Annotated in this window: 26 protein-coding genes; 10 read left to right on the forward strand and 16 right to left on the reverse strand. The window is 70.3% G+C overall.

What is annotated here, in order from left to right; translation table 11 throughout:
- Positions 1–27 precede the first annotated feature (27 nt).
- From AC1DX8_RS15430 to AC1DX8_RS15455, 6 genes are all read right to left on the reverse strand, one after another.
- Positions 28–1,302, reverse strand: coding sequence for a saccharopine dehydrogenase family protein (locus AC1DX8_RS15430; RefSeq protein ID WP_477630818.1), 1,275 nt, complete (start codon positions 1,300–1,302; stop codon positions 28–30).
- Between the two features lie 6 nt (positions 1,303–1,308).
- Positions 1,309–2,109: an ABC transporter permease gene (locus AC1DX8_RS15435; protein ID WP_477630819.1), complete on the reverse strand. Its 801-nt coding sequence runs from the start codon at positions 2,107–2,109 to the stop codon at positions 1,309–1,311.
- A gap of 1 nt (position 2,110) precedes the next feature.
- Positions 2,111–3,034, reverse strand: coding sequence for an ABC transporter permease (locus AC1DX8_RS15440; protein ID WP_477630820.1), 924 nt, complete (start codon positions 3,032–3,034; stop codon positions 2,111–2,113).
- Entirely contained in the window at positions 3,027–4,139 is a 1,113-nt protein-coding gene (locus AC1DX8_RS15445; protein WP_477630821.1) for an ABC transporter ATP-binding protein, read from the reverse strand. Before AC1DX8_RS15445 ends, AC1DX8_RS15440 begins: the two co-directional genes overlap by 8 nt.
- Before the next feature lies 1 nt (position 4,140).
- Positions 4,141–5,358, reverse strand: a complete 1,218-nt coding sequence (locus tag AC1DX8_RS15450; RefSeq protein WP_477630822.1) for a polyamine ABC transporter substrate-binding protein — start codon at positions 5,356–5,358, stop codon at positions 4,141–4,143.
- Positions 5,359–5,446: 88 nt separating this feature from the next.
- Positions 5,447–6,901, reverse strand: coding sequence for a gamma-aminobutyraldehyde dehydrogenase (locus AC1DX8_RS15455; RefSeq protein ID WP_477630823.1), 1,455 nt, complete (start codon positions 6,899–6,901; stop codon positions 5,447–5,449).
- Positions 6,902–7,074: 173 nt separating this feature from the next.
- Between AC1DX8_RS15455 and AC1DX8_RS15460 the strand changes: the two genes are divergently transcribed.
- From AC1DX8_RS15460 to AC1DX8_RS15475, 4 genes are read left to right on the forward strand one after another with little or no spacing between them, the layout of a single operon-like run.
- Complete coding sequence (locus tag AC1DX8_RS15460; RefSeq protein WP_477630824.1) at positions 7,075–7,560, forward strand: Lrp/AsnC family transcriptional regulator; 486 nt, start codon at positions 7,075–7,077, stop codon at positions 7,558–7,560.
- A complete protein-coding gene (locus AC1DX8_RS15465) occupies positions 7,557–8,993 on the forward strand; it encodes an aspartate aminotransferase family protein (protein WP_477630825.1) in 1,437 nt (478 codons plus the stop codon). The genes AC1DX8_RS15460 and AC1DX8_RS15465 overlap by 4 nt, the downstream gene beginning before the upstream one ends.
- Positions 8,994–9,009: 16 nt before the next feature.
- Positions 9,010–10,377: an NAD(P)/FAD-dependent oxidoreductase gene (locus AC1DX8_RS15470; RefSeq protein WP_477630826.1), complete on the forward strand. Its 1,368-nt coding sequence runs from the start codon at positions 9,010–9,012 to the stop codon at positions 10,375–10,377.
- Between the two features lie 14 nt (positions 10,378–10,391).
- Entirely contained in the window at positions 10,392–10,781 is a 390-nt protein-coding gene (locus tag AC1DX8_RS15475; RefSeq protein ID WP_477630827.1) for a TIGR03618 family F420-dependent PPOX class oxidoreductase, read from the forward strand.
- A 25-nt stretch (positions 10,782–10,806) separates the two neighbouring features.
- Here AC1DX8_RS15475 and AC1DX8_RS15480 read toward each other — a convergent pair whose 3' ends face one another.
- A complete protein-coding gene (locus tag AC1DX8_RS15480) occupies positions 10,807–11,805 on the reverse strand; it encodes an aminoglycoside phosphotransferase family protein (protein WP_477630828.1) in 999 nt (332 codons plus the stop codon).
- Between the two features lie 48 nt (positions 11,806–11,853).
- Between AC1DX8_RS15480 and AC1DX8_RS15485 the strand changes: the two genes are divergently transcribed.
- Together AC1DX8_RS15485 and AC1DX8_RS15490 are read left to right on the forward strand one after the other, a co-directional pair.
- The gene (locus tag AC1DX8_RS15485) at positions 11,854–13,002 is read left to right on the forward strand and encodes an LOG family protein (RefSeq protein ID WP_477630829.1); all 1,149 of its coding nucleotides are present in this window, start codon (positions 11,854–11,856) and stop codon (positions 13,000–13,002) included.
- Positions 12,999–13,517 carry a DUF1990 family protein gene (locus AC1DX8_RS15490; protein WP_477630830.1) on the forward strand — a complete coding sequence of 173 codons (519 nt, stop codon included), beginning with the start codon at positions 12,999–13,001 and terminating at the stop codon, positions 13,515–13,517. The genes AC1DX8_RS15485 and AC1DX8_RS15490 overlap by 4 nt, the downstream gene beginning before the upstream one ends.
- A 27-nt stretch (positions 13,518–13,544) precedes the next feature.
- Here the strand turns inward: AC1DX8_RS15490 and AC1DX8_RS15495 are convergent, their stop codons facing one another.
- The gene (locus tag AC1DX8_RS15495) at positions 13,545–14,579 is read right to left on the reverse strand and encodes a hypothetical protein (protein ID WP_477630831.1); all 1,035 of its coding nucleotides are present in this window, start codon (positions 14,577–14,579) and stop codon (positions 13,545–13,547) included.
- Between the two features lie 182 nt (positions 14,580–14,761).
- Between AC1DX8_RS15495 and AC1DX8_RS15500 the strand changes: the two genes are divergently transcribed.
- Positions 14,762–15,280, forward strand: coding sequence for a SigE family RNA polymerase sigma factor (locus AC1DX8_RS15500; protein ID WP_477630832.1), 519 nt, complete (start codon positions 14,762–14,764; stop codon positions 15,278–15,280).
- Complete coding sequence (locus AC1DX8_RS15505; RefSeq protein WP_477630833.1) at positions 15,277–16,332, forward strand: hypothetical protein; 1,056 nt, start codon at positions 15,277–15,279, stop codon at positions 16,330–16,332. Before AC1DX8_RS15500 ends, AC1DX8_RS15505 begins: the two co-directional genes overlap by 4 nt.
- 198 nt (positions 16,333–16,530) lie before the next feature.
- Here AC1DX8_RS15505 and purU read toward each other — a convergent pair whose 3' ends face one another.
- The 6 genes from purU to pyrH form a co-directional block, all read right to left on the reverse strand.
- Entirely contained in the window at positions 16,531–17,412 is an 882-nt protein-coding gene (gene purU, locus AC1DX8_RS15510) for a formyltetrahydrofolate deformylase (RefSeq protein ID WP_477630834.1), read from the reverse strand.
- Between the two features lie 30 nt (positions 17,413–17,442).
- The gene (locus AC1DX8_RS15515) at positions 17,443–18,636 is read right to left on the reverse strand and encodes a monooxygenase (protein WP_477630835.1); all 1,194 of its coding nucleotides are present in this window, start codon (positions 18,634–18,636) and stop codon (positions 17,443–17,445) included.
- A 19-nt stretch (positions 18,637–18,655) separates the two neighbouring features.
- Positions 18,656–19,939, reverse strand: a complete 1,284-nt coding sequence (gene rlmN / locus AC1DX8_RS15520; RefSeq protein WP_477630836.1) for a 23S rRNA (adenine(2503)-C(2))-methyltransferase RlmN — start codon at positions 19,937–19,939, stop codon at positions 18,656–18,658.
- A gap of 125 nt (positions 19,940–20,064) precedes the next feature.
- Positions 20,065–21,009, reverse strand: a complete 945-nt coding sequence (locus AC1DX8_RS15525) for a phosphatidate cytidylyltransferase (RefSeq protein WP_477630837.1) — start codon at positions 21,007–21,009, stop codon at positions 20,065–20,067.
- Positions 21,010–21,031: 22 nt separating this feature from the next.
- Positions 21,032–21,589: a ribosome recycling factor gene (gene frr, locus AC1DX8_RS15530; protein WP_477630838.1), complete on the reverse strand. Its 558-nt coding sequence runs from the start codon at positions 21,587–21,589 to the stop codon at positions 21,032–21,034.
- 86 nt (positions 21,590–21,675) lie between these two features.
- Positions 21,676–22,428: a UMP kinase gene (gene pyrH / locus AC1DX8_RS15535; RefSeq protein WP_477630839.1), complete on the reverse strand. Its 753-nt coding sequence runs from the start codon at positions 22,426–22,428 to the stop codon at positions 21,676–21,678.
- A 178-nt stretch (positions 22,429–22,606) separates the two neighbouring features.
- Between pyrH and AC1DX8_RS15540 the strand changes: the two genes are divergently transcribed.
- Entirely contained in the window at positions 22,607–24,568 is a 1,962-nt protein-coding gene (locus AC1DX8_RS15540; protein ID WP_477630840.1) for a M13 family metallopeptidase, read from the forward strand.
- Between the two features lie 15 nt (positions 24,569–24,583).
- Here AC1DX8_RS15540 and AC1DX8_RS15545 read toward each other — a convergent pair whose 3' ends face one another.
- Positions 24,584–24,772, reverse strand: coding sequence for a heme biosynthesis protein HemY (locus tag AC1DX8_RS15545; RefSeq protein WP_477630841.1), 189 nt, complete (start codon positions 24,770–24,772; stop codon positions 24,584–24,586).
- Between the two features lie 64 nt (positions 24,773–24,836).
- Here AC1DX8_RS15545 and AC1DX8_RS15550 point away from each other — a divergent pair, with 64 nt between their 5' ends.
- Positions 24,837–25,343: an iron chaperone gene (locus AC1DX8_RS15550; RefSeq protein WP_477630842.1), complete on the forward strand. Its 507-nt coding sequence runs from the start codon at positions 24,837–24,839 to the stop codon at positions 25,341–25,343.
- A gap of 113 nt (positions 25,344–25,456) precedes the next feature.
- Here the strand turns inward: AC1DX8_RS15550 and tsf are convergent, their stop codons facing one another.
- A complete protein-coding gene (gene tsf, locus AC1DX8_RS15555; protein ID WP_477630843.1) occupies positions 25,457–26,287 on the reverse strand; it encodes a translation elongation factor Ts in 831 nt (276 codons plus the stop codon).
- Positions 26,288–26,543 lie beyond the last annotated feature (256 nt).

The following is a 26,543-nucleotide window of genomic DNA, read 5'->3' on the forward strand; positions in this document are numbered from 1 at the left end:
ACCTAGTCCCGTTGCGGGCCATAGGGATCAGCGGTCTTCCAGGCCCCACGGGGACCCGTATCCCTGCGGCTTGGGCGCGGCCAGCAGGTCGAGGAAGGGCTGGGCGTCGAAGGCCTCGGGCCCGAGCACCCCCGCCCCGCTCCACACTCCCGTGGCGACGAGCTCGAGTGCGACGACGGGGTTGACGGCGGTCTGCCACACGACGCACTGGGCGCCGTACTCGGTCATCGTCTCCTCGTTGTCGGAGACGTGGAAGAGATACGTGCTCCGCGGCTGCCCATCCTTGCCGGTGCCCGTGACGAAGACACCGGCGCAGGTCTTGCCCTTCATCCGCGGCCCGATGGTGGCTGGGTCAGGTAGCACCGCCGCGACCACGTCACGCGGTGAGACCTCGACCCCCTTGACCCGCACCGGGTCCGTGCCGTCGAGGCCGAGCGTGTGGAGGGTGCGCAGGATGGTGATGAGCTCGTCGCCGAGACCGTACTTGAAGGTGACCCGTTCGGCGTCGAGCCAGCGCGGCATCAGCAGCACCTCCTCGTGCTCGACGTGCACGCACTCCACCGGCCCGATGCCCTCGGGGAAGTCGAACACCTCCGGCTCGCTGAAGGCCGGCAGCGTGAAGAACCCTGCCTCGACACCTCCCCCTGCCGTGGCCCGGGACTTCTCCCACACCACCGGCGGGTTGAGGCACTCCTCGATGATGGTCCACATCGAGAAGCCGGGGGCGAAGGTCTCGTTGCCGTCCTCGTCGTACACCGCCAGGTTGGCGCCGTCTCGGGTGCCGAGCTCGTCGATCTTCGAGAACAGGTGGTCGGACGCGTAGCGCGCGAACACGTCGGACAGCCCCGGCTCGACGCCCATGCCGAGCAGCGCGAGCTGACCCGAGCCCTCCCACTGCGAGGCCATCGCGAACTGCTCGTCACCGAGCTTGACGCCCACCTTGGCATAGGGCTCGTCGGGGTGACGGCGCGAAAGGCTCATCGCCATGTCGAGGTAACCGGCGCCCGCCGCGAGGGCACCTCGGAAGATGGGCATGACGAAGCGCGGGTCCACGGCGTTGAAGACGTGCGTCGACCCGTGCTCGCGCGCGAGGGCAGCCACCGCCGCCTCGTCGGACGCGTCGACCTGGGCGGCCACGAGTCGCCGTTCGCCGTCGCGGCGGGCCGTCGCCGCCTCCACCGTCGCCCGGGCGCGGCCGAGGTCGTAGTCGGCCACGACGAGCTGCTCGAAGAAGTCCCGCTCGACAGCGATGCGTGCGGCAGCGTCACCGACGCCACCGGCGCCGATCATGAGGATGCGCATGAGATCTCAGGCTGCTTTCGCTCGGCGGGCGGAGACGAACTGACCAGTGAGGACGATGCCCACGGACAACACGAACATGACCGTCCCGATGACGTTGATCTGCACCGGGGTCCCGCGTTGGGCGGCTCCCCAGACGTACATCGGGAAGGTCACCGAGTTCGGACTCGCGTTGAAGTTGGTGATGATGTAGTCGTCGAAGCTCAGCGAGAACGCGAGCAGCGCACCTGCCGCGATCCCCGGGGCGACCAGCGGCAGGGTGACCCGCAGGAAGGTGGCCACCGGGCCCGCCCCGAGGTCGGCCGCGGCCTCCTCGAGCTTGGGATCCAGGGAGCTCACGCGGGCCTTCACCGCGACGACGACGAACGACAGGCAGAACATGATGTGGGCGATGAGGATCGCGGTGGCGCCCGCCGGCAGGCCCAGTGCGACGAACAGGGTCAGCAGGCTCGATCCCATGACCACCTCGGGAGTCGCCATGGGCATGAAGATGAGCATGTTCGTCGCAGCGCGCCCGCGGAAGCGGTGCCGGCCCAGCGCGAACGCGATCATGGTGCCCATCACCGTCGCCACCAGCGATGCCGTGATGCCGATCTTCAGGCTCAGGCCCAGGGCCTCACAGATCCCCGGCGTGCCGCACGGGTTGGTCCAGGCGTCGGCTGAGCCCCGCACCCATTCGTAGTTGTAGCGCCCATTGGGTTTGTTGAATGAGAACAGCGCCACCACGACGTTGGGCACCAGGAGGATGGCCAGCACCGCCATCGCAGCAAAGGCGAGCAGGTGCCGTCGCAGCCAGTTGACCAGTGCCACGTCAGACCAGCTCCTCGGTGCCGGCCTTGCGGACGTACGCCGTGACCAGGCCGAGGATCAGGACGAGCAGGACGAACGACAGGGCCGCAGCGAGCGGGTAGTTCAGGACCCTTAGGAACTGGGCGTCGATGACCTGCCCGATCATCACCGTCTGGGTGTTGCCGAGCAGCCTGGAGTTGATGTAGTCGCCGGCCGCCGGGATGAACGTCAGCAGCGTCCCGGCCACCACGCCAGGAAGGGACAGCGGCCAGGTGATGCGGCGGAACGTCTCCCGCGGCGTGGCGTAGAGGTCCCGGGCGGCCTCGAGGAGCCGGCCGTCCACCCGGTCCAGGGAGGAGTACAGCGGCAGGATCATGAACGGCAGGAAGTTGTAGGTCAGGCCGCAGATCACCGCGAACTTGCTGGAGAGCAACGAGTCGTTGTTGGTGAGGCCGATCAGCTGAAGGAGGTCGGTGAAGTGCGTCCACCGCGCGAACCCGGCCACGGGGTACTTGTCGGCCAGGATGGTCTGCCAGGCCAGCGTGCGGATCAGGAAGCTCGTGAAGAACGGCGCGATCACGAGCACGAGGAGGACGTACTTCGAGCGGCCCTTGCGGCTCGCGATGAAGTAGGCGAGCGGATAGCCCAGGACCAGCGTGAGCACAGTTGCCGACGCGGCATACCCGATGGAGCGCAGCAGCTGCGGCCAGTAGCTCTGCAGCGCCTGGCCGTAGATCGCGACGTTGCCCGTGAACGTGTAACCGTTGTCGACATCGCCTTCCTGCAGGGACTGCGAGCCCAGGGTGATCATGGGCACGACGAAGAACACGAAGAGCCAGAGCAGCCCGGGGACGAGCAGGGCGTACGGCACCCAGTTGCGCCGGCCGGCCCGCGGCGGGGGAAGCTGGTGACCCGTTCCTGGGACAGCCGCGGCGATCTCAGCCATCTTCGTGCCCCAGTCCCGCGTCCGCCGGTTCGGCGGCGTCGAGGACGAACCCGTGGTGGCTGGCCCACGAGACCGTGACGTTCTCGCCCTCGATGGCGCGGGCGGTGCCGTCGTTCTGCTGGACGACCGTGAGCTCCTGGTCCCAGGGCAGGCGCACCAGGTACTGGGTGGCGACTCCGGTGAAGGAGGCGTCGACGACCACGCCGTGGAGCCGGTTGGGGCCACCGCCCTCGCCCAGCCGCAGCTTCTCCGGCCGCACCCCGAGCCAGATCTCGCGAGCCCCCTCGGGGATGTGCGAGGCGTCGACCTCAAGGCGCTGGCCGTGGGAGCTGACCATCATGGTGCCGTCGACTGGGGGAGCATCGATGGAGGCCCGCAGCAGGTTGGACTGTCCGAGGAAGTTGGCGACGAAGACCGATTTCGGGTGCTCGTAGAGGCTGGCCGGGTCGCCCTGCTGCTCGATCCGGCCGGCGTTCATCACGGCGATCGAGTCGGCCATCGTCATGGCTTCCTCCTGGTCGTGGGTGACGTGGATGAAGGTCAGGCCCACCTCGGACTGGATGCGCTTCAGCTCGATCTGCATCTGTCGTCGCAGCTTGAGGTCGAGGGCACCGAGCGGTTCGTCGAGGAGCAGCACGTCAGGGCGGTTGACGATGGCTCGCGCCAGGGCAACCCGCTGCTGCATGCCTCCTGACAGCTGCGCTGGCTTCTTCTTCGCGACCGCACCGAGCTGCACGAGCTCGAGCGACTCCTTGGCCTTGCCCATCGCGTCCTTGTCGCCACGACGTTTGAGCCCGAACGCGACGTTGTCCAGCACCGTCATGTGCGGGAACAGGGCGTAAGACTGGAACACCGTGTTGACGTTGCGGCGGAAGGCCTTGGTGTCGGTGATGTCCTGGTCGCCGATGAGGATCTTGCCGGTGGTGGGTTCCTCCAGCCCGGCGACCATCCGCAAGGTGGTCGTCTTGCCGCAGCCGCTCGGCCCGAGCAGGGCGAAGAACGAGCCCGCCGGGACCTGCAGGTCGAGCGGATGGACCGCCGTGAAGGTCTCGAACTCCTTGCTGATCCCGACGAGACTCAGGTCGCCGGATGTCTGGGTCGCCACGTCACCCGGCCGTCAGCTCGGCGAAGGCCGCGTTGTACTTGGTCTCCTCCGCAGCGGTGAGACCCCGGAAGACGTGCGCCCGCTCCAAGGTCGCAGCGTCCGGCTCGATCAGGGTGTTCTTGGCGATCTCCGGGTCGAGCTTGGTCAGCACCTCCTTGGTGCCCTTCACGGGGGAGATGTAGTTGACGTAGTCGACGACCTCGGCCATGACCTGGGGGTCGTAGTAGTAGTTGATCAGCGTCTCGGCGTTCTTCTTGTGCTTGGCCAGGGCCGGGATCACGAAGTTGTCCGACCACAGCGTGCAGCCGGTTGACGGGAGGACGTACCCCAGGTCGGGGTTGTCGGCGCGCAGCTGGACGATGTCGCCCGTCCACGCGATGCAGGCGGCGGTGTCCCCGGCCGCGAGGGGCTTGGTGTAGTCGTTGCCCGTGAAGCCCTTGATCTGTCCTGCGTCCTTGGCCTTCTTGAGCTCGTCGATGGCGGCCGTGAAGTCGGCATCCGTGAAGCTTTCGATCTTCTTGCCCATGGCCATCAGGACGAGACCGACCGTGTCGCGCATCTCGGTCAGGAGCGTGACCTTCCCCTTGAGCGCGGGGTCGGTCAGCAGCTGGTCGATGGACTCGATCTTCTTGCCACCGGTGGCCTTGGGGTTGTAGGCGATTCCGGCGAACCCACTCTGCCAGGGCAGGGAGTAGAGCCGGCCGGGGTCGAACTCGACATCGAGCAGGGAGCTCTCGACGTTGCCGTGGTTGGGGATGTTTGCCAGGTCGAGCTTCTGGACGAAGCCCTGACGGATGAGGCGCGCCACCATCCAGTCCGTGCTGCACCAGACGTCACGGCCGGTGTCCGTGCCACCCGCCAGCAGGGGCCGCACCTTGGCGTAGAACTCGTCGTTGTCGTTGTAGTCCTCGGTGTAGTTGACCGTGATGCCGGTCTTCTTGGTGAAGGCGACCAACGAGGGCCTGGCCTTCGTCTTGTCGTCGACGTCGATGTACTCGGGCCAGTTGGACCAGTTGACGAGCTTCTCGGAGTCCGACATGTCCTGGGCAGCCTTGGCGGTCGCCGTCGTGGAGCCGGACGCAGTGGGGTTGCGGCCCTTCGAGCCACAGGCGGCCAGGGCAGTGATCCCGACACCCGCCGCACCCACCATCAGGGTCCGGCGCGAGACGAGGCCGCGCGCGAGCGCCGCGGTGAGGATGGGGGGAAGCGGTTCGGTCATGGTGGCTCTCCTGCTGATGGCGGTGGGCAGTGGTGGGGTGAGTGGGGTGAGTGGGGGGCGGCGTATGCCGTCGCGGCGCGACCGTGGCTCAGCTGTCGATGTTGGCCATGACGTGCTTGATGCGGGTGTAGTCCTCGAATCCGTACATCGAGAGGTCCTTGCCGTAGCCCGACTTCTTGAAGCCGCCGTGGGGCATCTCGGCGACGATCGGGATGTGGGTGTTGATCCAGACGCAGCCGAAGTCGAGGGCCTTGGACACCCTCATGGCCCGGCCGAAGTCCTTGGTCCACACGCTCGACGCGAGGCCGTAGTCCACGCCGTTGGCCCAGGCGATGGCCTCGGCCTCGTCGGTGAAGCGCTGCACGGTGATGACCGGGCCGAAGATCTCGTCCTGGATCGCCTCGTCGTCCTGCTTGAGGCCGGACAGGACGGTCGGCTCGAGGAAGAACCCGTCGCCCAGGGCGTCGAGCCGGTGCCCGCCCGCCGCGATGGAGGCGTGGTCGGGGAGTCGCGACAGGAAACCCTGCACCCGCTCGAGCTGGTTGCGGTTGTTGACCGGGCCGAGGAGCGCGTCCTCGTCATCGGGAAGGCCGACCTTGGCGGAGTTCTTGGCGTACTCACCAAGGGCGGCGACGAAGTCGTCGTGGATGTGCGGCGCCGCCAGCACCCGCGTCGCCGCGGTGCAGTCCTGACCCGCGTTGAAGTAGCCGGCGATGGCGATGCCCTCGACCGCGGCCTCGATGTCGGCATCGTCGAAGACGATCACCGGCGCCTTGCCGCCGAGCTCGAGGTGGACGCGCTTGAGGTCGCGGCTGGCGCTCTCCGCCACCTGCATGCCGGCCCGCACGGACCCGGTGATCGCCACCAGGGCTGGGGTCTTGTGCTCCACCACCGCACGTCCGGTCTCGCGGTCACCGGTGACGACGTTGAAGGTGCCCGGCGGCATGAACTCCGCGGCGATCTCGGCCAGGAGCAGGGTGGTCTCGGGCGTCGTGTCGGACGGCTTGAGCACGATCGTGTTGCCTGCTGCGAGCGCGGGGCCGATCTTCCAGACCGCCATCATCATCGGGTAGTTCCACGGTGTCACCTGGCCCACGACGCCGATCGGCTCGCGTCGGACCCAGCTCGTGTGGCCCTTCATGTACTCCCCTGCCGCGCGGCCCTCGAGCACCCGGGCCGCCCCGGCGAAGAACCGCAGCTGGTCGACCATCGGCGGGAGCTCTTCTGACGTGGTCAGGGCCCACGGCTTGCCGGTGTTCTCGGACTCGAGCTTGACGAACTCGTCGGCCCGCTTCTCGACCGCGTCGGCGAACTTGAGCAGGGCCTGCTGGCGCTCGCTCGGAGTGGTCTGGCCCCACTCGGTGAACGCCTTGCTCGCCGAGGCGTAGGCGGCGTCGACGTCGGCGGCCGTGGAGACCGGTGCCTTCGCGACGACCTGGGCGGTGACGGGGCTGACGAGGTCGGTGGTCGCATCGGTCTGCGCCTCGACGTACTCACCGTTGATGAAGTTGCGCAGGACGCGGGGGGCCGCGGACGTGGTCACTGAGGTGCTCCAATGCCGATCGGGTGCTGATTCCGGTGTCTGGCACTGTAGCCGTCCGACGATGGATTTCAATAGGTTGCGGCCGTCAAGATACGGAAAACGTTGCCAGATGCGACCGGGTGCGACTGATTCCGTCGTGTGGGGACTTGCTTTATCGGCACTTGGGGACCACCATGACCAGCGTGACCCGACCCGCCAGCACCAGCACCGATGTGCGCCTCGACGACGTGTCGAAGGCCATCATCGAGCAGCTGCAGGAGGACGGTCGGCAGTCCTACGCCACCATCGCCAAGCGGGTGGGGCTGTCCGAGGCGGCGGTGCGCCAGCGCGTGCAACGGCTCCTCGACCAGGAGGTGATGCAGATCGTCGCGGTCACCGATCCGCTGCAGGTGGGCTTCCGCCGGCAGGCCATGATCGGGATCCGCGTCGATGGCGACCTCCTACCGGTGGGTGACGCCCTCACGGCGATGTCGGAGGTCTCCTACGTCGTCACGACGGCCGGGTCCTTCGACCTGCTGGCCGAGGTCGTCTGCGAGGACGACGCCGAGCTGCTCGACCTGCTCACCCGTCGCATCCGCACCCTTCCCGGGGTGCAGACCACCGAGACGTTCGTCTACCTGAAACTCAACAAGCAGCACTACAACTGGGGTACTCGATGACCACTGACCTGTCCATCTTCGAACCGTCCAGCGACACCCACACGCCGCTGGGCACGCTGCACAGCGAGGCTGCCCGCGACCACCTGTGGATGCACTTCACCCGCCACTCGGTCTTCGAGGACCGCTCCGAGGGCGGCCTGGGCCACAGCGTGCCGATCATCACGCGCGGCGAGGGCCACAAGATCTGGGACGACCGCGGCAACGAGTACATCGACGGCCTCGCCGGGCTGTTCGTCGTGCAGGTCGGCCACGGGCGCGCCGAGCTCGCGGAGGCGGCGGCCAAGCAGGCCAAGGAGCTCGCCTTCTTCCCGTTGTGGTCCTATGCGCACCCGCGGGCCATCGAGCTGGCCGAGCGCCTCGCGAACGGCGCTCCCGGCGACCTCAACCGCGTCTTCTTCACCACCGGCGGCGGCGAGGCCGTCGAGTCGGCCTGGAAGCTGGCCAAGCAGTACTTCAAGCTGACCGGCAAGCCCACCAAGCACAAGGTGATCAGCCGTGCGGTGGCCTACCACGGCACCCCCCAGGGAGCGCTGTCGATCACCGGCATCCCCGCGGCCAAGGAGATGTTCGAGCCCCTCGTGCCGGGCGCCTTCAAGGTGCCCAACACCAACCAGTACCGCGCCCCCGAGCACCTGCGTGACGACGAGAAGGCGTTCGGCCGCTGGGCCGCCGACCGGATCGCCGAGGCCATCGAGTTCGAGGGCCCCGACACCGTCGCCGCCGTGTTCCTCGAGCCGGTGCAGAACTCCGGCGGCTGCTTCCCGCCCCCGCCCGGGTACTTCGAGCGGGTCCGGGAGATCTGCGACGAGTACGACGTGCTGCTGGTGTCCGACGAGGTGATCTGCTCGTTCGGCCGGATCGGCTCGATGTTCGCCTGCGACGACTTCGGCTACGTCCCCGACATCATCACCTGCGCCAAGGGCATGACGTCCGGCTACTCCCCCATCGGCGCGATGATCGCCAGCGACCGGCTGTTCGAACCCTTCAAGAAGGGCACGACCTACTTCCCCCACGGCTACACCTTCGGTGGACACCCGGTGAGCGCGGCGGTCGCGATGGCCAACCTCGACATCTTCGAGCGCGAGGGCCTGAACCAGCACGTCAAGGACAACGCCCCCAAGTTCCGGGCGACCCTGGAGAAGCTGCTCGACCTGCCGATCGTCGGCGACGTCCGCGGCGCCGGCTACTTCTACGGCATCGAGTTGGTCAAGGACAAGGACACCCGCGAGACCTTCGACGACGCGGAGTCCGAGCGGCTGCTGCGCGGCTACCTCTCCAAGGCGCTGTTCGACGCTGGCCTCTACTGCCGCGCCGACGACCGTKGCGACCCGGTCATCCAGCTCGCGCCGCCGCTCATCATCGGCCAGCCCGAGTTCGACGACATCGAGTCGCGGCTGCGGTCGGTCCTCACCGGAGCCGAGAAGCACCTCTGAGCCCGACCGTCACCTCGTGAGCCACCCCTTGTGGTGGGAGAGCCCGTATGCCGCGCCGCCGGCGGACGGGCTCTCCTCACCTGCCGTACCACCCAGGACCGCGGACGTCGTCATCGTCGGTGGGGGCTTCACCGGGCTCTGGACTGCGCACTACCTGCTGCTCGCGGACCCGGCACTCAACGTCGTGGTGCTCGAGGCTGAGCACGTCGGCTTCGGCGCGAGCGGCCGCAACGGCGGGTGGGTGTCGGCCCTGTGGCCGGTCGGGCCGTCGACGCTGGCGCGGCGGAGCGGTGCTGCGGCGGCGCGGGCCATGGTCGCCGAGCTGCAGAACACCGTCGACGAGGTCGGCAGGGCAACGGAATCCGCTGCGATCGACTGCGGATTCCGCAAGGGCGGGGCGGTCGCCCTAGCACGGTCGCCCGCGCAGGCGGCCCGGGCCCGGTCCGAGGTCGAGGAGGCAGGCGAGTGGGGGGTCGGCACCCGCTGGCTCGACGCGGCGGAGGCGTCCGAGCGCCTGGCGGCGAGCCGTGTCGAAGGAGCGACGTTCAGCCCCCACTGCGCCCGGGTCCACCCGAAGCGCTTGGTCGACGGCCTCGGCGCCACCGTGCGGTCGCAGGGCGCCCAGGTCGTCGAGGGCGTGCGCGTCCACGCGATCGAGCCGGGCCGCGTCGTGCTCGAGGGTGGTGGGCAGGTCGCGGCCCGCCACGTCATCAGGGCCACCGAGTCGTGGACACCCACGCTGCCCGGCCACCGCCGCACGGTCGCCCCGGTCTACTCGCTGATGGTCGCCACCGAGCCGCTCACCGACGACCAGTGGTCGAGGATCGGTCTCGCCGAGCGCGAGGTCTTCAGCGACCACCGCCACGTCATCATCTACGGCCAGCGCACGGTGGACGACCGCCTCGCGTTCGGCGGGCGCGGGGCGCCATACCACTTCGGGTCACGCATCAGGCCCGAGTTCGACCACGAGGCAACGGTTTTCGCCGATCTCCGTGCGACACTCACCGACCTCCTGCCCCAGCTGGGCGGGGTGGAGTTCACCCACGCCTGGGGCGGGCCCCTCGGCATCGCCAGGGACTGGCACCCGTCGGTCGGTCATGACCCGAGCACCGGGCTCGGCTGGGCCGGTGGCTACGTCGGCGACGGGGTCGCAGCCACCAACCTCGCCGGTCGCACACTGGCCGACCTCGTGACCGGTCGGGCCACCCCGATCACCCAGCTGCCGTGGGTCGGCCACCGCAGCCGCCGGTGGGAGCCCGAGCCGGCCCGGTGGGCCGGCATCAACGCCGGCCTGCGGCTCGCCCATGCCGCCGACCGCGAGGAGGCCCGCACCGGCCGCCCGGCGCGGATCGCCGCACTGCTCGGTGCGCTGACCGGCCACTAGGGAAGACTCTGACCGTGTCGACGAAACCCGCAGACCTCTCCCCCGCCGCCCTCGAGTTCGTGACCGCGAGGCACCTCGCCACCCTCACCACCCTGCGGCCCGACGGGTCACCGCACGTGGTGCCGGTCGGCTTCACCTGGGATCCCGAAGGGCTGGTCGTCCGCGTCATCACCAGCGGTCCCAGTCGCAAGGCGCGCAACGCGGCGGCCGGCGGCCGCGCGGTCGTGTGCCAGGTCGACGGGCGCCACTGGCTCTCCTTCGAGGGCACGGCGAGGGTCCTCAGCGACCCGGAGTCCGTGGCCGACGCCGAGCGCCGGTATGCCGCGCGCTACCGGGTGCCGCGGGTGAACCCGGAGCGCGTCGTGGTCGAGATCGCCGTCGACCGGGTGCTCGGCAACGTCTGACCCGCGCGCGATGTCGGAGCTGGCGTCAGGGACCGTGCTCCGGGTCCGGCGGCGGGAAGGGCTCGTGGGTGAGCCGTAGGTAGTAGAGGCGTGCGTCTCCCCACTCGGCGAGCTCGTCCGGCTGCGCGCCCCGGATGGCGCCGAGCCAGGTGAAGGACCGGTTCACCGCGTGCGTGACCATCGCCGGCGCGATCAGTGCCTCGAGGGCGTCGCGGTTGAGCAGGTCTGCCCACACCTGCGCGTAGGAGTCCAGCAGGTCTGGCCAGGGGTGGTGGGTGACCCGGGTTGAGTAGCCGTAGGGCACCGCGAGGACCTCCAGCACATGGGCCCACTGGGCATCACCGAAGTCGAAGAAGCGCAGGCTCCCGTCGACGACGAAGACGTTGCCGGGGTGCAGGTCTCCGTGCTGCAGGCTGGCCGGCAGAGGCGCCGCGAGCAGGGCGTCCACTGCCTCCCTCACGACCTCAACCCTGCTCCGCAGGGACTCAGCCTCATCGGGCGGCAGGTGCGACGGGTGGTCGGCAGGCAGCGCGGCGAGCTGGTCGACGAGCCAGTCGTAGCGCTCGGGGACGGTCGCAGGCGAGCAGTCGGGTAGGCCGGCGTCGACGAGCACGGCGCCCTGAGCGGCCACCTGGCGCTGCACCCGGGCGGCGAGGGCGACCACGGCCTGCCACTCGGCCAGGCTCGCGTCGTGGCTGTCGGCGAGCGTGGGGCCACGGTCGGCCGTCATCATCCAGCCGCGACCAGCATCGACCGCCAGTGGCGGGTCCACCTCCCCCGGCTCGAGCTCCGCGAGCGTGAGGTGGACGGCCGGCTCGAACGCCGAGGACGGGCAGTTCGCCTTGAACCAGACCGTGCCGTGGTCGCTCGGCACGACCAGCTGGGTCGACCACGGTCGGATCCGCCGTTGGACGATGTCGCCCGTCACCCGACGACCGACGCCGGCGAGCTCGTGGCCGATCCACTGCGTCGCCTCGGCACGCCACGCATCCGTTGCCACCGTCTGCGAGAACAGGTCGTCCATGGCCCGACTCTAGACAGGTGGACGGGAGCGACTGTCTAGAGTCGGACCATGCAGGGCGCCCCCGGAAGCACCCCCGACGAGGAGGTCGAGGACCTCGCCGACCTCGACGCCGTGCTCGCCTCCGGTCGGCCCCTGACCGGCTTGCGGTTCCAGGACCTCGACCTCACGGCATACGAGGACCGCTTGCTCGCCCGCACCGACGTCGAAGGGCTCGTGGTGCTCGGCGGGCGGGTGTCCCCGGCCCTCAGCGCCCACCTCGGGGCGCACCGCGCACTGGTCTTCCCCACCGACCCGCACGCGCCCGTCGACCCGTACCGCGCGACGCTCTACACGGCCGCCGAGTTGTATGCCGGCATCGACGACGGCGGCTACGAGTCGACACCGGACTTCCTCGCCTACCAGTGGACGCGTGACGGCGCAGCGCGCCACGACGCGTTCGTGACGCTCCTGCGCGCGATCCACGACGACTCGATCAGCGACGCCCTCGACGAGTTCACCGCGGGTCGGCGGGTCGGCGGCGTGATGGGCGGGCACGCGCTCGCCCGTGGCGCGAGCGGGTATGCCGCGGCGGCGCGGCTCGGCCGCGCCCTCGCCACGGCGGGCCTGGTCGTCGCGACGGGAGGCGGTCCGGGGGCCATGGAGGCCGCCAACCTCGGCGCGCTGGCCGCCGACGAGCAGTCCCTCGGCGCCGCCCTCGACCGGCTGGCAGCCGTGCCGACGTTTCGCCCCTCGGTCGCCGACTGGGTGGCGGTGGCGTTCGAGGTGCGCTCGACCCTCCCCGTCTCGGACGACCGCCGCAGCCTCGGCATCCCCACCTGGTTCTACGGCCACGAGCCACCCAACGTCTTCTGCGACGGCATCGGCAAGTACTTCTCCAACGCGATCCGGGAGGACGGCCTCCTCGCCCGCGCGACCGCCGGGCTCGTCGTGCTGGAGGGCGCGGCCGGGACCGTGCAGGAGATCTTCCAGGCCGTCACCCCCTTGTTCTACGCGCCCGCCGAGGCCACCCTCGCTCCCCTCGTCCTCGTGGGACAGGAGTACTGGTCGCAGACCGTGCCGGTCTGGCCGGCTGTACGAGCCCTCGGCCAGGAGCGGGACATGGACGCCGTGGTGCACCTGGTGGACACCCCGGAGGAAGCCGCGGCGATCGTCCTCGACGGCACCGGTGACCTCGCCGCTCGGGCCGGACTCTCATGAGGCTCCCCGACCTCGCCCACCTGGACCTCACGTACCAGCCGCGCGGACTCACCCTCGACGGACCAATGCCTCCCGGGTTCCACCACCTCGAGGTCGAGCGTCGGCTGGGAGCCGGCGACGCGGCATACCGCTCGGTCAGCGCGGCACTGATGACCTATGCACCGCAGCGCGGCCTCGGACTCCGTCCGCAGGGCACGGCGCCTCGCGCGGCAGTTGGCGTCGACCTGCTCAGCCGGTTGGTCGTGCTCCCGGTGCCGTGCCGGATCGTGTGGGTCGTCGAAGGCCCCGACCGCACGGGGTTCGGCTACGGCACCCTGGAGGGACACGTCGAGAGCGGCGAGGAGGGCTTCCTCGTCGAGCGGCGGGGCGACGACGTGTATGCCGTGGTGCGGGCCTACGCGCGCCCCGCGAGCTGGCTCACCCGGCTCGGTGGGCCGATGACCTGGCGGGCCCAGCGGGTCGCCGCGGAGGGCTACCTGCGAGCCCTCCAGCGAGCCGTGACCGAGCCCTCCTGACCGGTCGCCGACGAGTCGAGCGGGGAGTCACGGCACGGGTCGTGACCGAGGGTGCACCCCCGCCGCGAGGCCGAAGGCTGGTGAGACCGTGCCGGTGGCGAGCTGGATCACCCGGAAGCGAGGCCTCCCGGAATCGTCGGCGCCGAGGAACACCACGGCCGAGGCGTCATTCGTGAAGTCTGGGTAGAGGGCGCCGCTCCCGGCGTCCGCGAGGCTCGTCAGGCGTCGGGCGCCGCTCCCGTCAGGCCGCACGAGGAAGAGGTCGGTGGCGGAGCCGCCCTGCTTCGCCAATGCGGCATAGACGATCAGGTCACCCTTGGGACTCCAGTCGGCCGTCTCGGCGAACAGCGCGTCGGCGGTCAGTCGCGTCACCCTCGGCGGTGACGTCGTGAGCTCGACGCGCGCGAGCGTGACTCCCTTGACGTCGTCGTGGTCGGCCGGCGTCGCGTGGACCCACTCCAGGACCACCGAGGCGCCGTCGGGCGAGTAGCGCACCCCTGCGAAGCCGTCTCCGGGCTTGGCGGTGAGCACCGTCGTCAGGGCCCGACTCCTCACGTCGACGGCCTGCAGGCTGCCCTCTTGCCCGGCGCCCGGCTCCATGCGGCCGAACATGATGTGCGACCCGTCGGGCGACCACGCAGGGTCGTCGAGGTTCTGACAGGGTGCCGAGCAGTGGACCAGCTCGGTGAGCCCCGTGCCGTCTGCCCCGATCACCCACAACCCGGCGTTGCCCTCGGCCTTGTCCCCCGTCCCCACGAAGGTCAGTCGCGTCCCGTCTGGTGACCAGTCCGGGTTGTCCTCCGCCCCCATCGTCACGGTGTCCAGGGCGTGGTCGTCCGTGCCGTCGGGGCGCACGAGCCGGATCCGGAAACTGCTGTCCTGGTAGGCCAGCCACTCCTCACCCGCTCGCGGGGTGGCGGGCGACGAGGGGGTCGACCGGGTGGCGGCCGGACCCGTCGTGGCCTTCCCGGACGGAGCCGTCGAAGCCGACTCCCCGCCGCAGGCACCGGCCAACAGCACCAGCGCCCCCGTCGCCGCGCCCAGCCCTCGAGATGCCCACATGGCCCCTCCCTTCCGTCCATCTGTCTCTCAGGAGGGCGTGGGGCAGCGAAAGGGTTGTCAGCGAAAAGGTTGTCAGCCTCGGTGGGTGACGGGCGAGGAGAATGGCGCCGAACGCCTGCCTCCCGATGACAACCTTGCGGGTGGGTCGGCCGCTCTTCCTGGAGGAGCGAGAGGAGCGCGGCATGGTCGGTGTAGGCATTGCGGAGCACGCCACCACGGCTGGTTTCGACGCGTTCGTCAAGGCGCGCGGCCCGGCCCTGCTCCGCACGGCCTTCCTCCTGACCGGCGATCGCCACCGCGCCGAGGACCTCGTCCAGACGGCGCTCGGGAAGACCTGGCCCCGGTGGGAGTCCATCGAGACCGGCCCCCGCGAGGCCTATGTCCGCAAGGTCATGCTGACGACCTACATCGCCTGGTGGCGCCGCCGGTGGAACTCGGAGTACCCGACCGACCAGCTCCCCGAGCTCCCTGACCGGGCGGGCGACCCCGACCAACGCCGTGACCTGCTGACGGCGCTGGCCTCTCTTCCCAAGGGGCAGCGCGCCGTCATCGTGCTGCGGTACTTCGAGGACCACACCGAGGCGCAGACGGCCGAGCTGCTCGGGTGCTCGGTGGGGACCGTGAAGAGCCAGTGCGCCCGCGCCCTGGCGACCCTGCGCCGCTGCCCTGCGCTGTCCGTGACCGAGGGAGGGACGCGATGAGCGACCTCGACACCCGGCTCCGCGCCGCCCTCCTGGACCTGGCACCGCAGGACCCGGCCACCGACGGGTTGGCCGACGGCGCACGTCGCTATGCGATGCGCACCCGGAGGGTGCGTCAGGTTGGCGTCGCCGGGGTAACGGCGGCCCTCCTGGTCGCCGTCGGGCTGCTCATGGGCTCGTTCAACCCGCCAGCTCGCGTCGTCCCGGCAGGGCCTCTGCTCACCCCCGCCGACTGCACCCGCCAGGCTGTCTCGACCAGCGTCCCCGCGCTCGACGGCGAGAGCACGGCGAACACTGCCACGGCCTGGGTGTGCCCCGACCCCCAGGGGCCGCAGACCCACACCGCGGGCTCAGCCGGCGACGGCTGGCGCCTGCCGCGGTACGGGGTCACGGCTCCGCACGTGAAGGGCCTGAACATCAGCGGTCGCAGCAGCGCCTCCAGCTGTGGCACGGTCCAGCCTGGCCCCGCCTTCACCGTGACGTTCGTGAGCGACACCGGACAGCTGAGCACCTTCCGGAGTCGGGACATGTTCTGCGATGGCGCCTACGGCCTGGCCTCCTTCCTCAGCGCCCTCGCCGACGAGGAGGCCGACGCGCGGGCCGTGTCAGCCAGTCGTCCGCAGTACGCCTGCCGGAGCGACGAGGCCTGGCTCACGACGCGCAAGCCCCGCGACCCGACGCACGAGCTGCATTCGCCGTTCGTGGCTGCCACGTTCTGCCTGGCTCCGACCTTCCTCACCGGCGACTCCCTGAGCCCCATCCAGCCCCTGACCACTCGGAGCTATCGGTCCATCCCCCTCCCGGCCGACACCCTTGCGTTGCTCAACGCGGACCTGACCTCCGACTGGGGCGGGTTCTTCGGCGGCAACGGGGCCTGCAGCGGTGAGGGCAGTTGGACCTACTCCGTCGTCGGCGTGACCAGCGCCGGTGAGGAGCGCCGGCTGACCACCGGGTGCCTCGACGAGCTGTGGGTCCGCGGAGTGAACCGCACCGGCTTCATCCCCTCAGCACGGACCACGGCGGCCCTACGCGCCCTCGTCCCGCCCGCGTGAGGTCGAGCGCCGACCAGCAGAGGCGGAGGTGAGGGGGTGCGCCCGAAGGGCCGTGGAGGGCCTGGCGCGGGTCCCACGGTCGCGTGGGCGCCGGAGCGAAGTGGAGGCGGATGGTAGGCCCGAGGGCGCAACCCCTCGCCGACGGGCCGACCAGTCGAAGACCGAGTCAGTCGAAGACCGAGTCAGTCGAAGTCCGAGTCAGTCGAAGACGATGGTCCGTCGACCACGCAGCACCACGCGGTGCTCGGCGTGCCAGCGCAGCGCCCGCGCGAAGGCCATCGCCTCCAGCTCCTGCCCCACCGAGGCGAGCTCGGCCGGGCTCATCCGGTGGTCGACGCGCCGGAAGTCCTGCTCGATGATCGGTCCTTCGTCGAGGTCGGCCGTGACGTAGTGCGCGGTGGCACCGATCACCTTGACCCCTCGGTCGTGGGCCTGGGTGTAGGGCTTGGCGCCCTTGAAGCTCGGCAGGAGTGAGTGGTGGATGTTGATGATCCGGCCGGGGAAGTCGGCGCACAGCTCGCTCGACAGGATCTGCATGTACCTCGCCAGGGCGATCGTGTCGGCGGAGTAGAGCTCGACCAGGCGGCGCAGCTCCGCCTCGGCTGCGGGTTTGGTGTCGGGGGTGACCGGCACGTGGTGGAACGGGATCCCGTGCCACTCGGCGAGGCTGCGGAAGTCCTCGTGGTTGGACAGGATCGCCGGCACCTGCACCGGCAGCGAGCCGCTCTCGACCCGGAAGAGCAGGTCGTTGAGGCAGTGACCTTGGTGGCTGACGAGCACCAGCACGCGCCGCTGCCGGGACAGGTCGTGCACGGCATACGTCATCGCGAAAGCCGTTGCGACGTCACGCATCGCGGCATCGAGGTCCGCCACGGGGATCGGCGCGCCCTCTCGCGCCAGGTGCATCCGCAGGTGGAACTCGCCCGCCGTCGTGTCGGCGAACTGCTGGCTGTCGAGGATCGTCATCGACTGCTCGAGCATCACTCCGGAGACCGCGTGCACGATGCCACGACGGTCGGCACACGAGACGGTCAGGACGAACTCGCGGCCCGGCTCGACCGCTGCAGGGGTGGCGCTCACACCGGCCAGCCTAGGGGGACGCGCGCCCGGCTACGGACGGGTGACCATCACGATGCCCAGACACATCTCGTCGGTCGTCCCCTCACCCCAGACGATGTAGCGCTCCGGCATTCCCTTGAACGACGGCAGCACGTCGCGCAGCCGCTGGTCGTGGGTGCAGGACACGGTCAGGGTGTCGCCGGGACCCACCTTCACCGCGGGCACCACGGGCTGGCTCCCCTGGTTGTCGAAGTTCCAGATCGGGATGTCGAGGATGGTGCGCTCGTCGGCCCTGCCCTGGTTCACCGTCACCGAGATCTTCGTCCCCAGCAGGTGCATGTGGCCGGCGACGGCCCGGATGGTCGACGCCTGGGTGACGGCCCTCGTGCACGTCTGCGTGGGACCGGCCTTGTTGCCGGGGCAGAGCAGGTGCAGCGCGTCGCCCGTGCGTCCGGCGGCGACGCCGAAACGCTGCTGCACGTCCGCCATCGCGGCCTTCCGGTCGCACAGCGGGCCGGGGTGGGAGGGTCGGCACGGCACCTCGACCGGCGCTGGCAGCAGCACCGTCTGGAGGGTCTTGCGCTTCCCGTCGTCGGCGGCCACCCGCAGCTTGGCAGCGCTCTGGTCCGGGGTGCGGCCGGCGAGGAGGTTGTAGTGGACCTGCATGATGATCCGCGAACCCGCCTCTACCGGCATACCCAGGTCGGGGGCGAGCACGCGCTCGCCACCGCCGGGTGCCCACGCACCCAGCCACGGGGCGCCGTTGAGCCCGGCGCCCTGGCTCTCGACACCGGTGCCTCCGAAGCAGGTCCACCCCTGTCCCACCTGGAGCCGGTCCATCTCCTCGGCGCGAGCCACCTTGTCGGGCGGCACCCGGAAGAGGATGACGTGGTGCACGACCTCGGGGTTGCCCGGCAGGACGTTGATGCCGGTGACCACCGAGTCGGCGGTCAGGCCGGGGTCGAGGAGGAAGCAGCGATAGTCGTCGGTGCCGGGCGCGGCCGGCGCCTTCGGCGTGTATGCCGTGGGCATGCGGAGCGTGACGAAGCGTTCCCCGGCGCGCAGGGGGGCTTCCGGCGGGGCGGTCACGGCGACACTGTGGCCGTGCGGCGTCATGGTCAGCGGGACCGGGGCCGCCGTGCCCTCGCGACCCCCGAACGCGCCGGCGAGCACCACGGCGAAGGTCGCCGCGACGGCCGTGGCAGCCGTCGCAGCGACCACCAGGGCAAGGCGGCGTGAGCTCACCCGTCGAGTCTAGGCAGGGTCAGGCCGTCGACGCCGCGAGTTGCCCGCACGCACCGTCGATGTCCTGACCGCGGGTGTCGCGGATGGTGGTGGGGATGCCGTGGGCGCGCAGCCGCTCGACGAACTGCTGCTCGACGCCGGGGCGCGAGGCGGTCCACTTCGACCCCGGGGTCGGGTTGAGCGGGATCGGGTTGACGTGCACCCAGCCACGGCCACGGGCGTTGAGCTTCTTGCCGAGCAGGTCGGCGCGCCACGCGTGGTCGTTGATGTCCTTGATGAGCGCGTACTCGATGCTCACCCGACGACCGGTCGCCTCGTAGTAGCGGTGGGCTGCGTCGAGCGCCTCGTCGACGCTCCAGCGGGTGTTGATCGGCACGAGCTCGTTGCGCAGCTCGTCGTCCGGGGCGTGCAGCGAGAGCGCCAGCGTGACCGGGATGCCCTCGGCGGCCAGCTTGTCGATCGCCGGGACCAGCCCGACCGTCGACATGGTGATGCCACGCGCCGACATGCCGAGACCGTCTGGCGCGGGGTCGGTCATCCGCCGGATCGCCCCGATGGCCGCCTTGTAGTTGGCCAGCGCCTCGCCCATGCCCATGAAGACGACGTTCGAGATGCGGGTGGGACCGGACGGGCCGCCCTCGCCGGTGGCCACGCCCTCGGCGTCGTCCTCTTCGCCGAGCTCCGCCTCGTGCTCGATCTCGTGCTCGGCCTCGCGTTCGCCCCGGGCCGTCCCGGCGTGCGCAGTCGACGTAGCACCGGCCGCCGCGGACAGTTCCCCACTGCGCAGCAGCCTGGCGCCGCTGACGACCTGCTCGACGATCTCGGCGGCGCTCATGTTGCGGGTCAGCCCGGCCTGCCCGGTGGCGCAGAACGGACAGTTCATGCCGCAGCCCGCCTGGCTCGAGATGCAGATGGTGACCCGCTTGGGGTAGCGCATCAGGACCGACTCGACGATCGCACCGTCGTGCAGCTTCCACGCCGACTTGATGGTCATGCCGTCGTCCGCGGTGCGCTGCACGAGGGGGGTGAGCAGGGTCGGCAGCAGGTCGGCGACGAGGTCGTCGCGGATCGCCTTGGGCAGGTCCGTCATCTCCTCCGGCGACTCGACGAGTCGCTCGAAGTAGTGCGTGGAGAGCTGCTTGGCGCGGAACCCCTTGTGGCCCAACGCCTCGACCGCCTCCTTGCGCTCCGCCGGGGAGAGGTCCGCCAGGTGGCGCGGGGGCTTGCCCCGACGCGGGGCGGAGAAGGTCAGCTGTCCCGGCTGGGGACGCTCGCTGGTGGGCGCGGGGAGGTCGGTGGTCATGGTGCACCCAGTTTCGCAGTTGCCGGGGCGCCTGCCCAATCGCCCATGGGCGTGGGGCGCCACCGGGCGCCACAGGGGCGGCCACAGGCCGCCACGGACCGCCACCAGGCGGGGACGTCCCCTGCTCAGCTGGTGGGGACCACCCAGGCGAGCAGGGCCCACGCCACGGGGGCGACGACCACCAGCGAGTCGAGCCGGTCCATGACCCCACCGTGCCCGGGGAGGATCGTGCTCATGTCCTTGATGCCGAGGTCGCGCTTGATCGTCGACTCGGTCAGGTCACCCACCGTGGCGGCGATCGCCGTGCACGCGCCGAGGATGGCCCCTCCCCACCAGGGGCCGTCGAGCAGGAGCACGACGACGACCGCACCACCCGCGACGCACGTGAGGACCGAACCGGCGAAACCCTCCCAGGACTTCTTGGGACTCACCGAGGGCGCCATCGGGTGTCGACCGAGGAGCACCCCGAACGCGTAGCCACCGACGTCGCTGAGCACGGTGACCAGGATGAAGACGACGATCCTGCGGGCGCCGTCATCGGCAGCCAGCATCAGGGCTGCGAACCCGGCCAGGAACGAGGGGTAGACCGCGACGAAGAACCCACCCGCGATGTCGCGGACGGCGTCGAGCACGCCGTCGGCGATCCGCCACAGGAGGATGCCCACGCAGGTCAGCCCCACCGTGATGATCAGGGCCTCTCCCCCACCGATGTACGCGGACACCAGCATGCTCACGCTGCCGACCAGGCTCGGCACGAGCGGCACGTGGATGGAGACCTGGGCCAGGGCCCGACGGAGCTCCCAGACACCGACGACGATGGCCGCGATGACGATCCCGAGCATCAGCTCCTTGCGCAGGATCAGCGAGCCGATGATGAGGATGCCCAGCCCGACACCCACCCCGATCGCGGCGGGAAGGTTGCGACCCGCCCTGGACGGCTTCGCCGCAGCGGCCTTCCCCGTGCTCGCCGCCCGACGCGCGGCCGCCTCAGCGGGCGTGCCGGACCCTCCGGCCTCGGGGGCCGGGTGGGTGGCCCCGCGCCGTGAGCTGCGGGAGTATGGCGTGTTCATTCCGTGTGGTGGGGCGAGCGGCTCAGACCTCGAGCAGCTCGGCCTCCTTGCCCTTCAGCAGCTCGTCCACGGTGTCGACGTACTTCTTCGTCGTCGCGTCCAGCTCCTTCTCGCCCCGGGTGCCGTCGTCCTCGCCGACGTCGCCGTCCTTGACCAGCTTGTCGAGCTCGTCCTTGGCCTTGCGGCGGATGTTGCGGATCGACACCTTGGCGTCCTCGCCCTTGTGGCGGGCCAGCTTGATGTAGTCCTTGCGGCGCTCCTCGGTGAGCAGGGGCAGGACGCACCGGATCATGTTGCCGTCGTTGCTGGGGTTCACCCCGAGGTCCGAGTCGCGCAGGGTCTTCTCGATCTCCGCCATCGCCGACTTGTCGAACGGGGTGATGAGGATCGTGCGGGCCTCGGGCGTCTGGAACGACGCCAGCTGCTGCAGCGGCGTCGGGGCGCCGTAGTAGTCGACCATGAGCTTGTTGAACATGCCCGGAGTCGCCCGACCCGTGCGGATGCCCGCGAAGTCCTCCTTGGCGACCTCGACGGCCTTCTCCATCTTCTCTTCGGCCTCGAGGAGAGTCTCTTCAATCATGTCCTGCTCCTTCTCGGGCGCTCCCCGGTGGGGCCGCGCCGGTCGTGGTGTGGTCAGTCTGGGGGCTGGGTCGGCGTGGAGCCGCGTCAGCCGGGGGTGACCAGCGTCCCGATCTTCTCACCGCGCAGCGCCCGAACGACGTTGCCCTCGCCCTCCATGCCGAAGACGACCATGGGCAGCTTGTTCTCCATGCAGAGGCTGAAGGCCGCGGCATCGACCACGCGCAGCCCCTGCTGCAGGGCCTCTGAGTAGCTGATCTCGTCGAGCTTGCGGGCGTCAGGGTTGGTGCGGGGGTCGGAGTCGTAGACCCCGTCGACGCCGTTCTTGCTCATGAGCACGGCGTCGCACTTGATCTCGAGGGCCCGCTGCGCCGACACCGTGTCGGTGGAGAAGAACGGCATCCCGGCCCCGGCGCCGAAGATCACCACCCGGCCCTTCTCGAGGTGGCGGATCGCCCTGCGCGGGATGTAGGGCTCGGCGACCTGRCCCATCGTGATCGCGGTCTGGACGCGGGTCTCGATCCCCTCCTTCTCGAGGAAGTCCTGCAGCGCGAGGCAGTTCATCACCGTGCCGAGCATGCCCATGTAGTCGGCCCGGGTGCGGTCCATGCCCTGCTGCTGCAGCTCGGCCCCGCGGAAGAAGTTGCCGCCGCCGATCACCACTGCCACCTGGATGCCCTCGTTGACCGACTGCGCGATCTGCTGGGCGATGCCCCGCACGACGTCGGGGGCCAGTCCGACCCGACCACCGCCGAAGACCTCTCCGGAGAGCTTGAGCAGCACCCGCCGACGCGGGGTGGTGGATCCGGCTGGGGCGGTCTGCTCGGGGGCAGAAGTCACGACAGATCCTCCTGGGGGTGTGGGGCGGTCACCGAATCCTTCCACACTCCCGCGGGACGCATGCTGCCGGTTGCACGCCTGTCCGTGCTGCGTGGCAGGGTGTCACCATCCACGCAGTCCGTGCCCTCTCGACGAGGGCAGGCACCGTCCCACCGACGCACTGAAGGAAGTCACGCGCATGAGGTCAGGCATCCTCCCCGGTCACCGCGACGACGCCGTCCGCCCCCAGGACGACCTGTTCGGCCACGCCAACGGCTCCTGGGTCCGCGAGACCGAGATCCCCGCCGACCGGGGTCGCTACGGCACCTTCGACCTGCTGCGGGAGCAGTCCGACGAGCGGGTCCGCACGATCATCGAGCGCGCTGCCGCCGACACCGAGGCGCCGGTCGGCTCCCCGACCCGCAAGGTGGGCGACCTCTACCGCTCGTTCATGGACGAGACCCGGGCCGAGGAGCTGGGCCTCTCGCCGATCGCGGACGACCTCGCGGCCGTGGCGCAGGTCGCCAGTCTCGACGACCTGTCCCGCGTCCTCGGGCGCCTCCAGCGCGAGGGCGGTCCGGGGCTGTTCGACTTCGGCGTCGCGCCCGACGCGAAGAACCCCGAGGAGTACGTCCTCTACCTCGGCCAGGGCGGCCTGGGGCTGCCCGACGAGTCCTACTACCGCGAGGAGCGCCACGCAGCCATCCTCGCGGCATACCTCCCGCACGTGGCGCGCATGCTGGAGCTCGCGGGCATCGGGGGTGGCTCCACCGACGCTGCGTCCCCGGCGGCGAGGGTGGTCGCCCTCGAGACCCGGCTGGCCGGGCACCACTGGGACAACGTCGCCACCCGCGACGCGGTCAAGAGCTACAACCCCTTTGGGTATGCCGCGCTGCAGGCGCTGGCGCCCGCCGTCGCCTGGGACTCCTTCGTCGACTCCCTGGACGCGCGTGACGCCTTCGCCCAGGTCGTCGTCGGGCAGCCGTCGTACCTCGAAGGGCTGTCCGCGCTGCTCGAGGACAGCAGCCTCGACGACCTCAAGCACTGGCTCGCCTTCCACGTCGTCCGCTCGAGCGCCCCCCTGCTGTCCCGCGAGCTGGTCGACGCCGAGTTCGACTTCACCGGCCGGGTCATCTCGGGGCTCCCCGAGAACCGCGAGCGCTGGAAGCGGGGGGTCTCCCTGGTCGAGGGCTCGATCGGCGAGGCCGTGGGACAGCTGTATGCCGCCGAGTACTTCCCGCCCGAGGCCAAGCAGCGCATGCTCGACCTCGTCGCCAACCTCGTCGAGGCGTTTCGGCGGTCCTTCGAGGGTCTGGACTGGATGGGTCCGCAGACCCGCGAGCAGGCGCTGGCCAAGCTGGCGTCGTTCACGCCCAAGGTCGGCTACCCCGACCGCTGGCGCGACTACTCCTCGCTGACCATCGACGACGACCTCGTGGGCAACGTCCGCCGCGCCAACGAGTTCGAGCTGCGGAGACAGCTCGCCAAGCTGGGCGGGCCGATCGACCGCGACGAGTGGCTGATGCTGCCGCAGACGGTCAACGCCTACTACCACCCGCTGATGAACGAGATCGTCTTCCCGGCGGGGATCCTGCAGCCGCCGTTCTTCGACATGGACGCCGATGACGCCGTCAACTACGGCGGCATCGGCGCGGTGATCGGGCACGAGATCGGCCACGGTTTCGACGACCAGGGCTCGCGCTACGACTCGACGGGCGCACTGCGCGACTGGTGGACCGAGGAGGACCGCGCCCGGTTCGACGAGCGCACCCAGGCCCTCATCGCCCAGTTCAGCACGCTGTCCCCGATCGCTGCCCCTGACGAGAAGGTCAACGGCGCGCTCACCGTGGGCGAGAACATCGGCGACCTCGGCGGTCTGGCCATCGGCTACGCGGCCTACCGGATCGCCACCGAGGGCCACGACGTGCCCGAGCTCGACGGCTACAGCGGCCCCCAGCGCTTCTTCCTCGGGTGGGCCCAGGTCTGGTCGGGGAAGGCCCGGACCGAGGAGGCCAAGCGACTGCTCGCGATCGACCCGCACTCCCCCACCGAGGTCCGGGCCAATGCGGTACGCAACTGCGACGAGTTCCATGAGGCGTTCGGCGTCACCGAGGGCGACGGCATGTGGCTCGACCCCGCGGAGCGCGTGCACATCTTCTGACGCCGTGCGTCCAGCTCAGAACCCCGCGTTGCGCAGCATGAACTCGGTGTCGGTGTCCCGGCCCCCGCGGGGGTCGGGGCCCGGGTCGACATCCTGCGTCGTCGTCATGTCCTCCGGCGCGATGCGCTCGGGGAGGTGCGTGAAGTCGGGCTGCACCCGGGTCTGCGGGCGTGCCGGCGGTGTCTGCTTCGGGTGTCTCCCCATGGGGTGAGTATGCGGGAGAAGTGGTCAGTTTTCGAGAAGCGCGGGAGGGCTCTGCCCTCCGAGAATGGACCTGACAGACCACGACGACTCGGGAGGGACCACGATGCCGACGACGGCGAAGAAGACCACGACGAAGAACACCACAGCGAAGGCCGCGCCCAGGACGGCCGGCAGCAAGAGCGGGTTCAGCGCCGAGGAGCGCGCCGCGATGAAGGAGCGGGCCAAGGAGGCCAAGGGCGCCGTCGGCGAGCAGGACCTGCTCGACAAGATCGCCGAGATGCCCCCGGAGGACCGCGAGCTGGCCGAGCGCCTGCACCAGATCGTCACCACGGCGGCTCCGCACCTCGAGCCCTCGACCTGGTACGGCATGCCCGCGTACAAGCGTGACGGCAAGGCGGTGGCGTTCTTCAAGCCCGCCAGCAAGTTCAAGGCGCGCTACGCCACGTTCGAGTTCAACGACAGCGCACAGCTGGACGACGGCGACATGTGGCCCATCGGCTACGCCCTCACGAGGCTGACCCCCGCGCTCGAGAAGGAGATCGCCGCCCTCGTCAAGCGCGCGGCCGGCTAGCTCCGCACTCAGCACCGCGGCATACCCCGCCCGCCTCGACACCACCGCCTCGACACCAGACGAGGCCCCCCACCATCCGGTGAGGGGCCTCGTCGTGGACGTGCGGGGAGCGGTCAGCCGCCGACGCGGAAGCGGACGAAGGAGCTGACCTTCGTGCCGGCCTCGGCGAGGACCTTCTCGACCGTCTTCTTGGCGTCCTTGGCGAACGCCTGCTCGAGCAGGACGTTCTCCTTGAAGAACCCGTTGACGCGACCCTCGACGATCTTCGGGAGGGCGGCCTCGGGCTTGCCCTCCTCCTTCGCGGTGGCCTCGGCGACGCGACGCTCGTTCTCGACCGTCTCGGCGTCGACGTCGTCGCGCGTCAGCACCGTGGGGCTGAACGCGGCGACGTGCATGGCCACGTCGCGCGCGACCTGCGCGTCGCCACCCTCGGCACCGACGAGCACGCCGATCTGCGCGGGCAGGTCGGGGCTGGTCTTGTGCAGGTAGGACACGACGACCGGGGCCTCGACGCGGGCGACCCGCTTGACCTCGATCTTCTCGCCGATGGTCGCGTTGGCGCCGTCGAGCAGCTCCTGGACGGTCGAGCCGTCCTCGAGCGAGCTCTTGAGCAGGGCGTCGGCGTCGGCCGCGCCGGAGGCGACGGCCTGGGCCAGCACCTGGGCAGCCAGGGCGATGAACTTCTCGCCCTTGGCCACGAAGTCGGTCTCGCACAGGACCTCGACGAGGGTGCCCACGCCGTCGCCGGCCTGGGCGGTGACCAGACCGTTGGACGTGGTGCGGCCCTCGCGCTTGGTGACGCCCTTGAGGCCCTTCACGCGAAGGATCTCGGTGGCCTTGGCGCGGTCGCCATCGGCCTCGTCGAGGGCCTTCTTGACGTCGAGCATGCCGGCGCCAGTGGACTCGCGCAGGGCCTTGATGTCAGCGGCGGTGTAGTTCGCCATAGAGGATTCTCAGCTCTTCTCTCACAGTTGCGCCGGACGCACACCTGTCAGACGTGGTCGCGTCTGACAGGTGTCGTCCGACTGAGGGTCAGGTGCGGCTCAGGCCTTGGCGTCGGCGTCGGCCGTCGCCTCGGCAGCAGCCTCGGGGGCAGCGGTCTCCTCGGCGACGGCGGCCGGGGCGGCCTCCGCGGCGGGGGCCTCTGCAGCCTCGGCGGGAGCCTCGACGGCGGCGGCGTCGGCCGGGGCGGCCTCGGTC

Source organism: Pedococcus sp. P2_A3 (assembly GCF_056405035.1).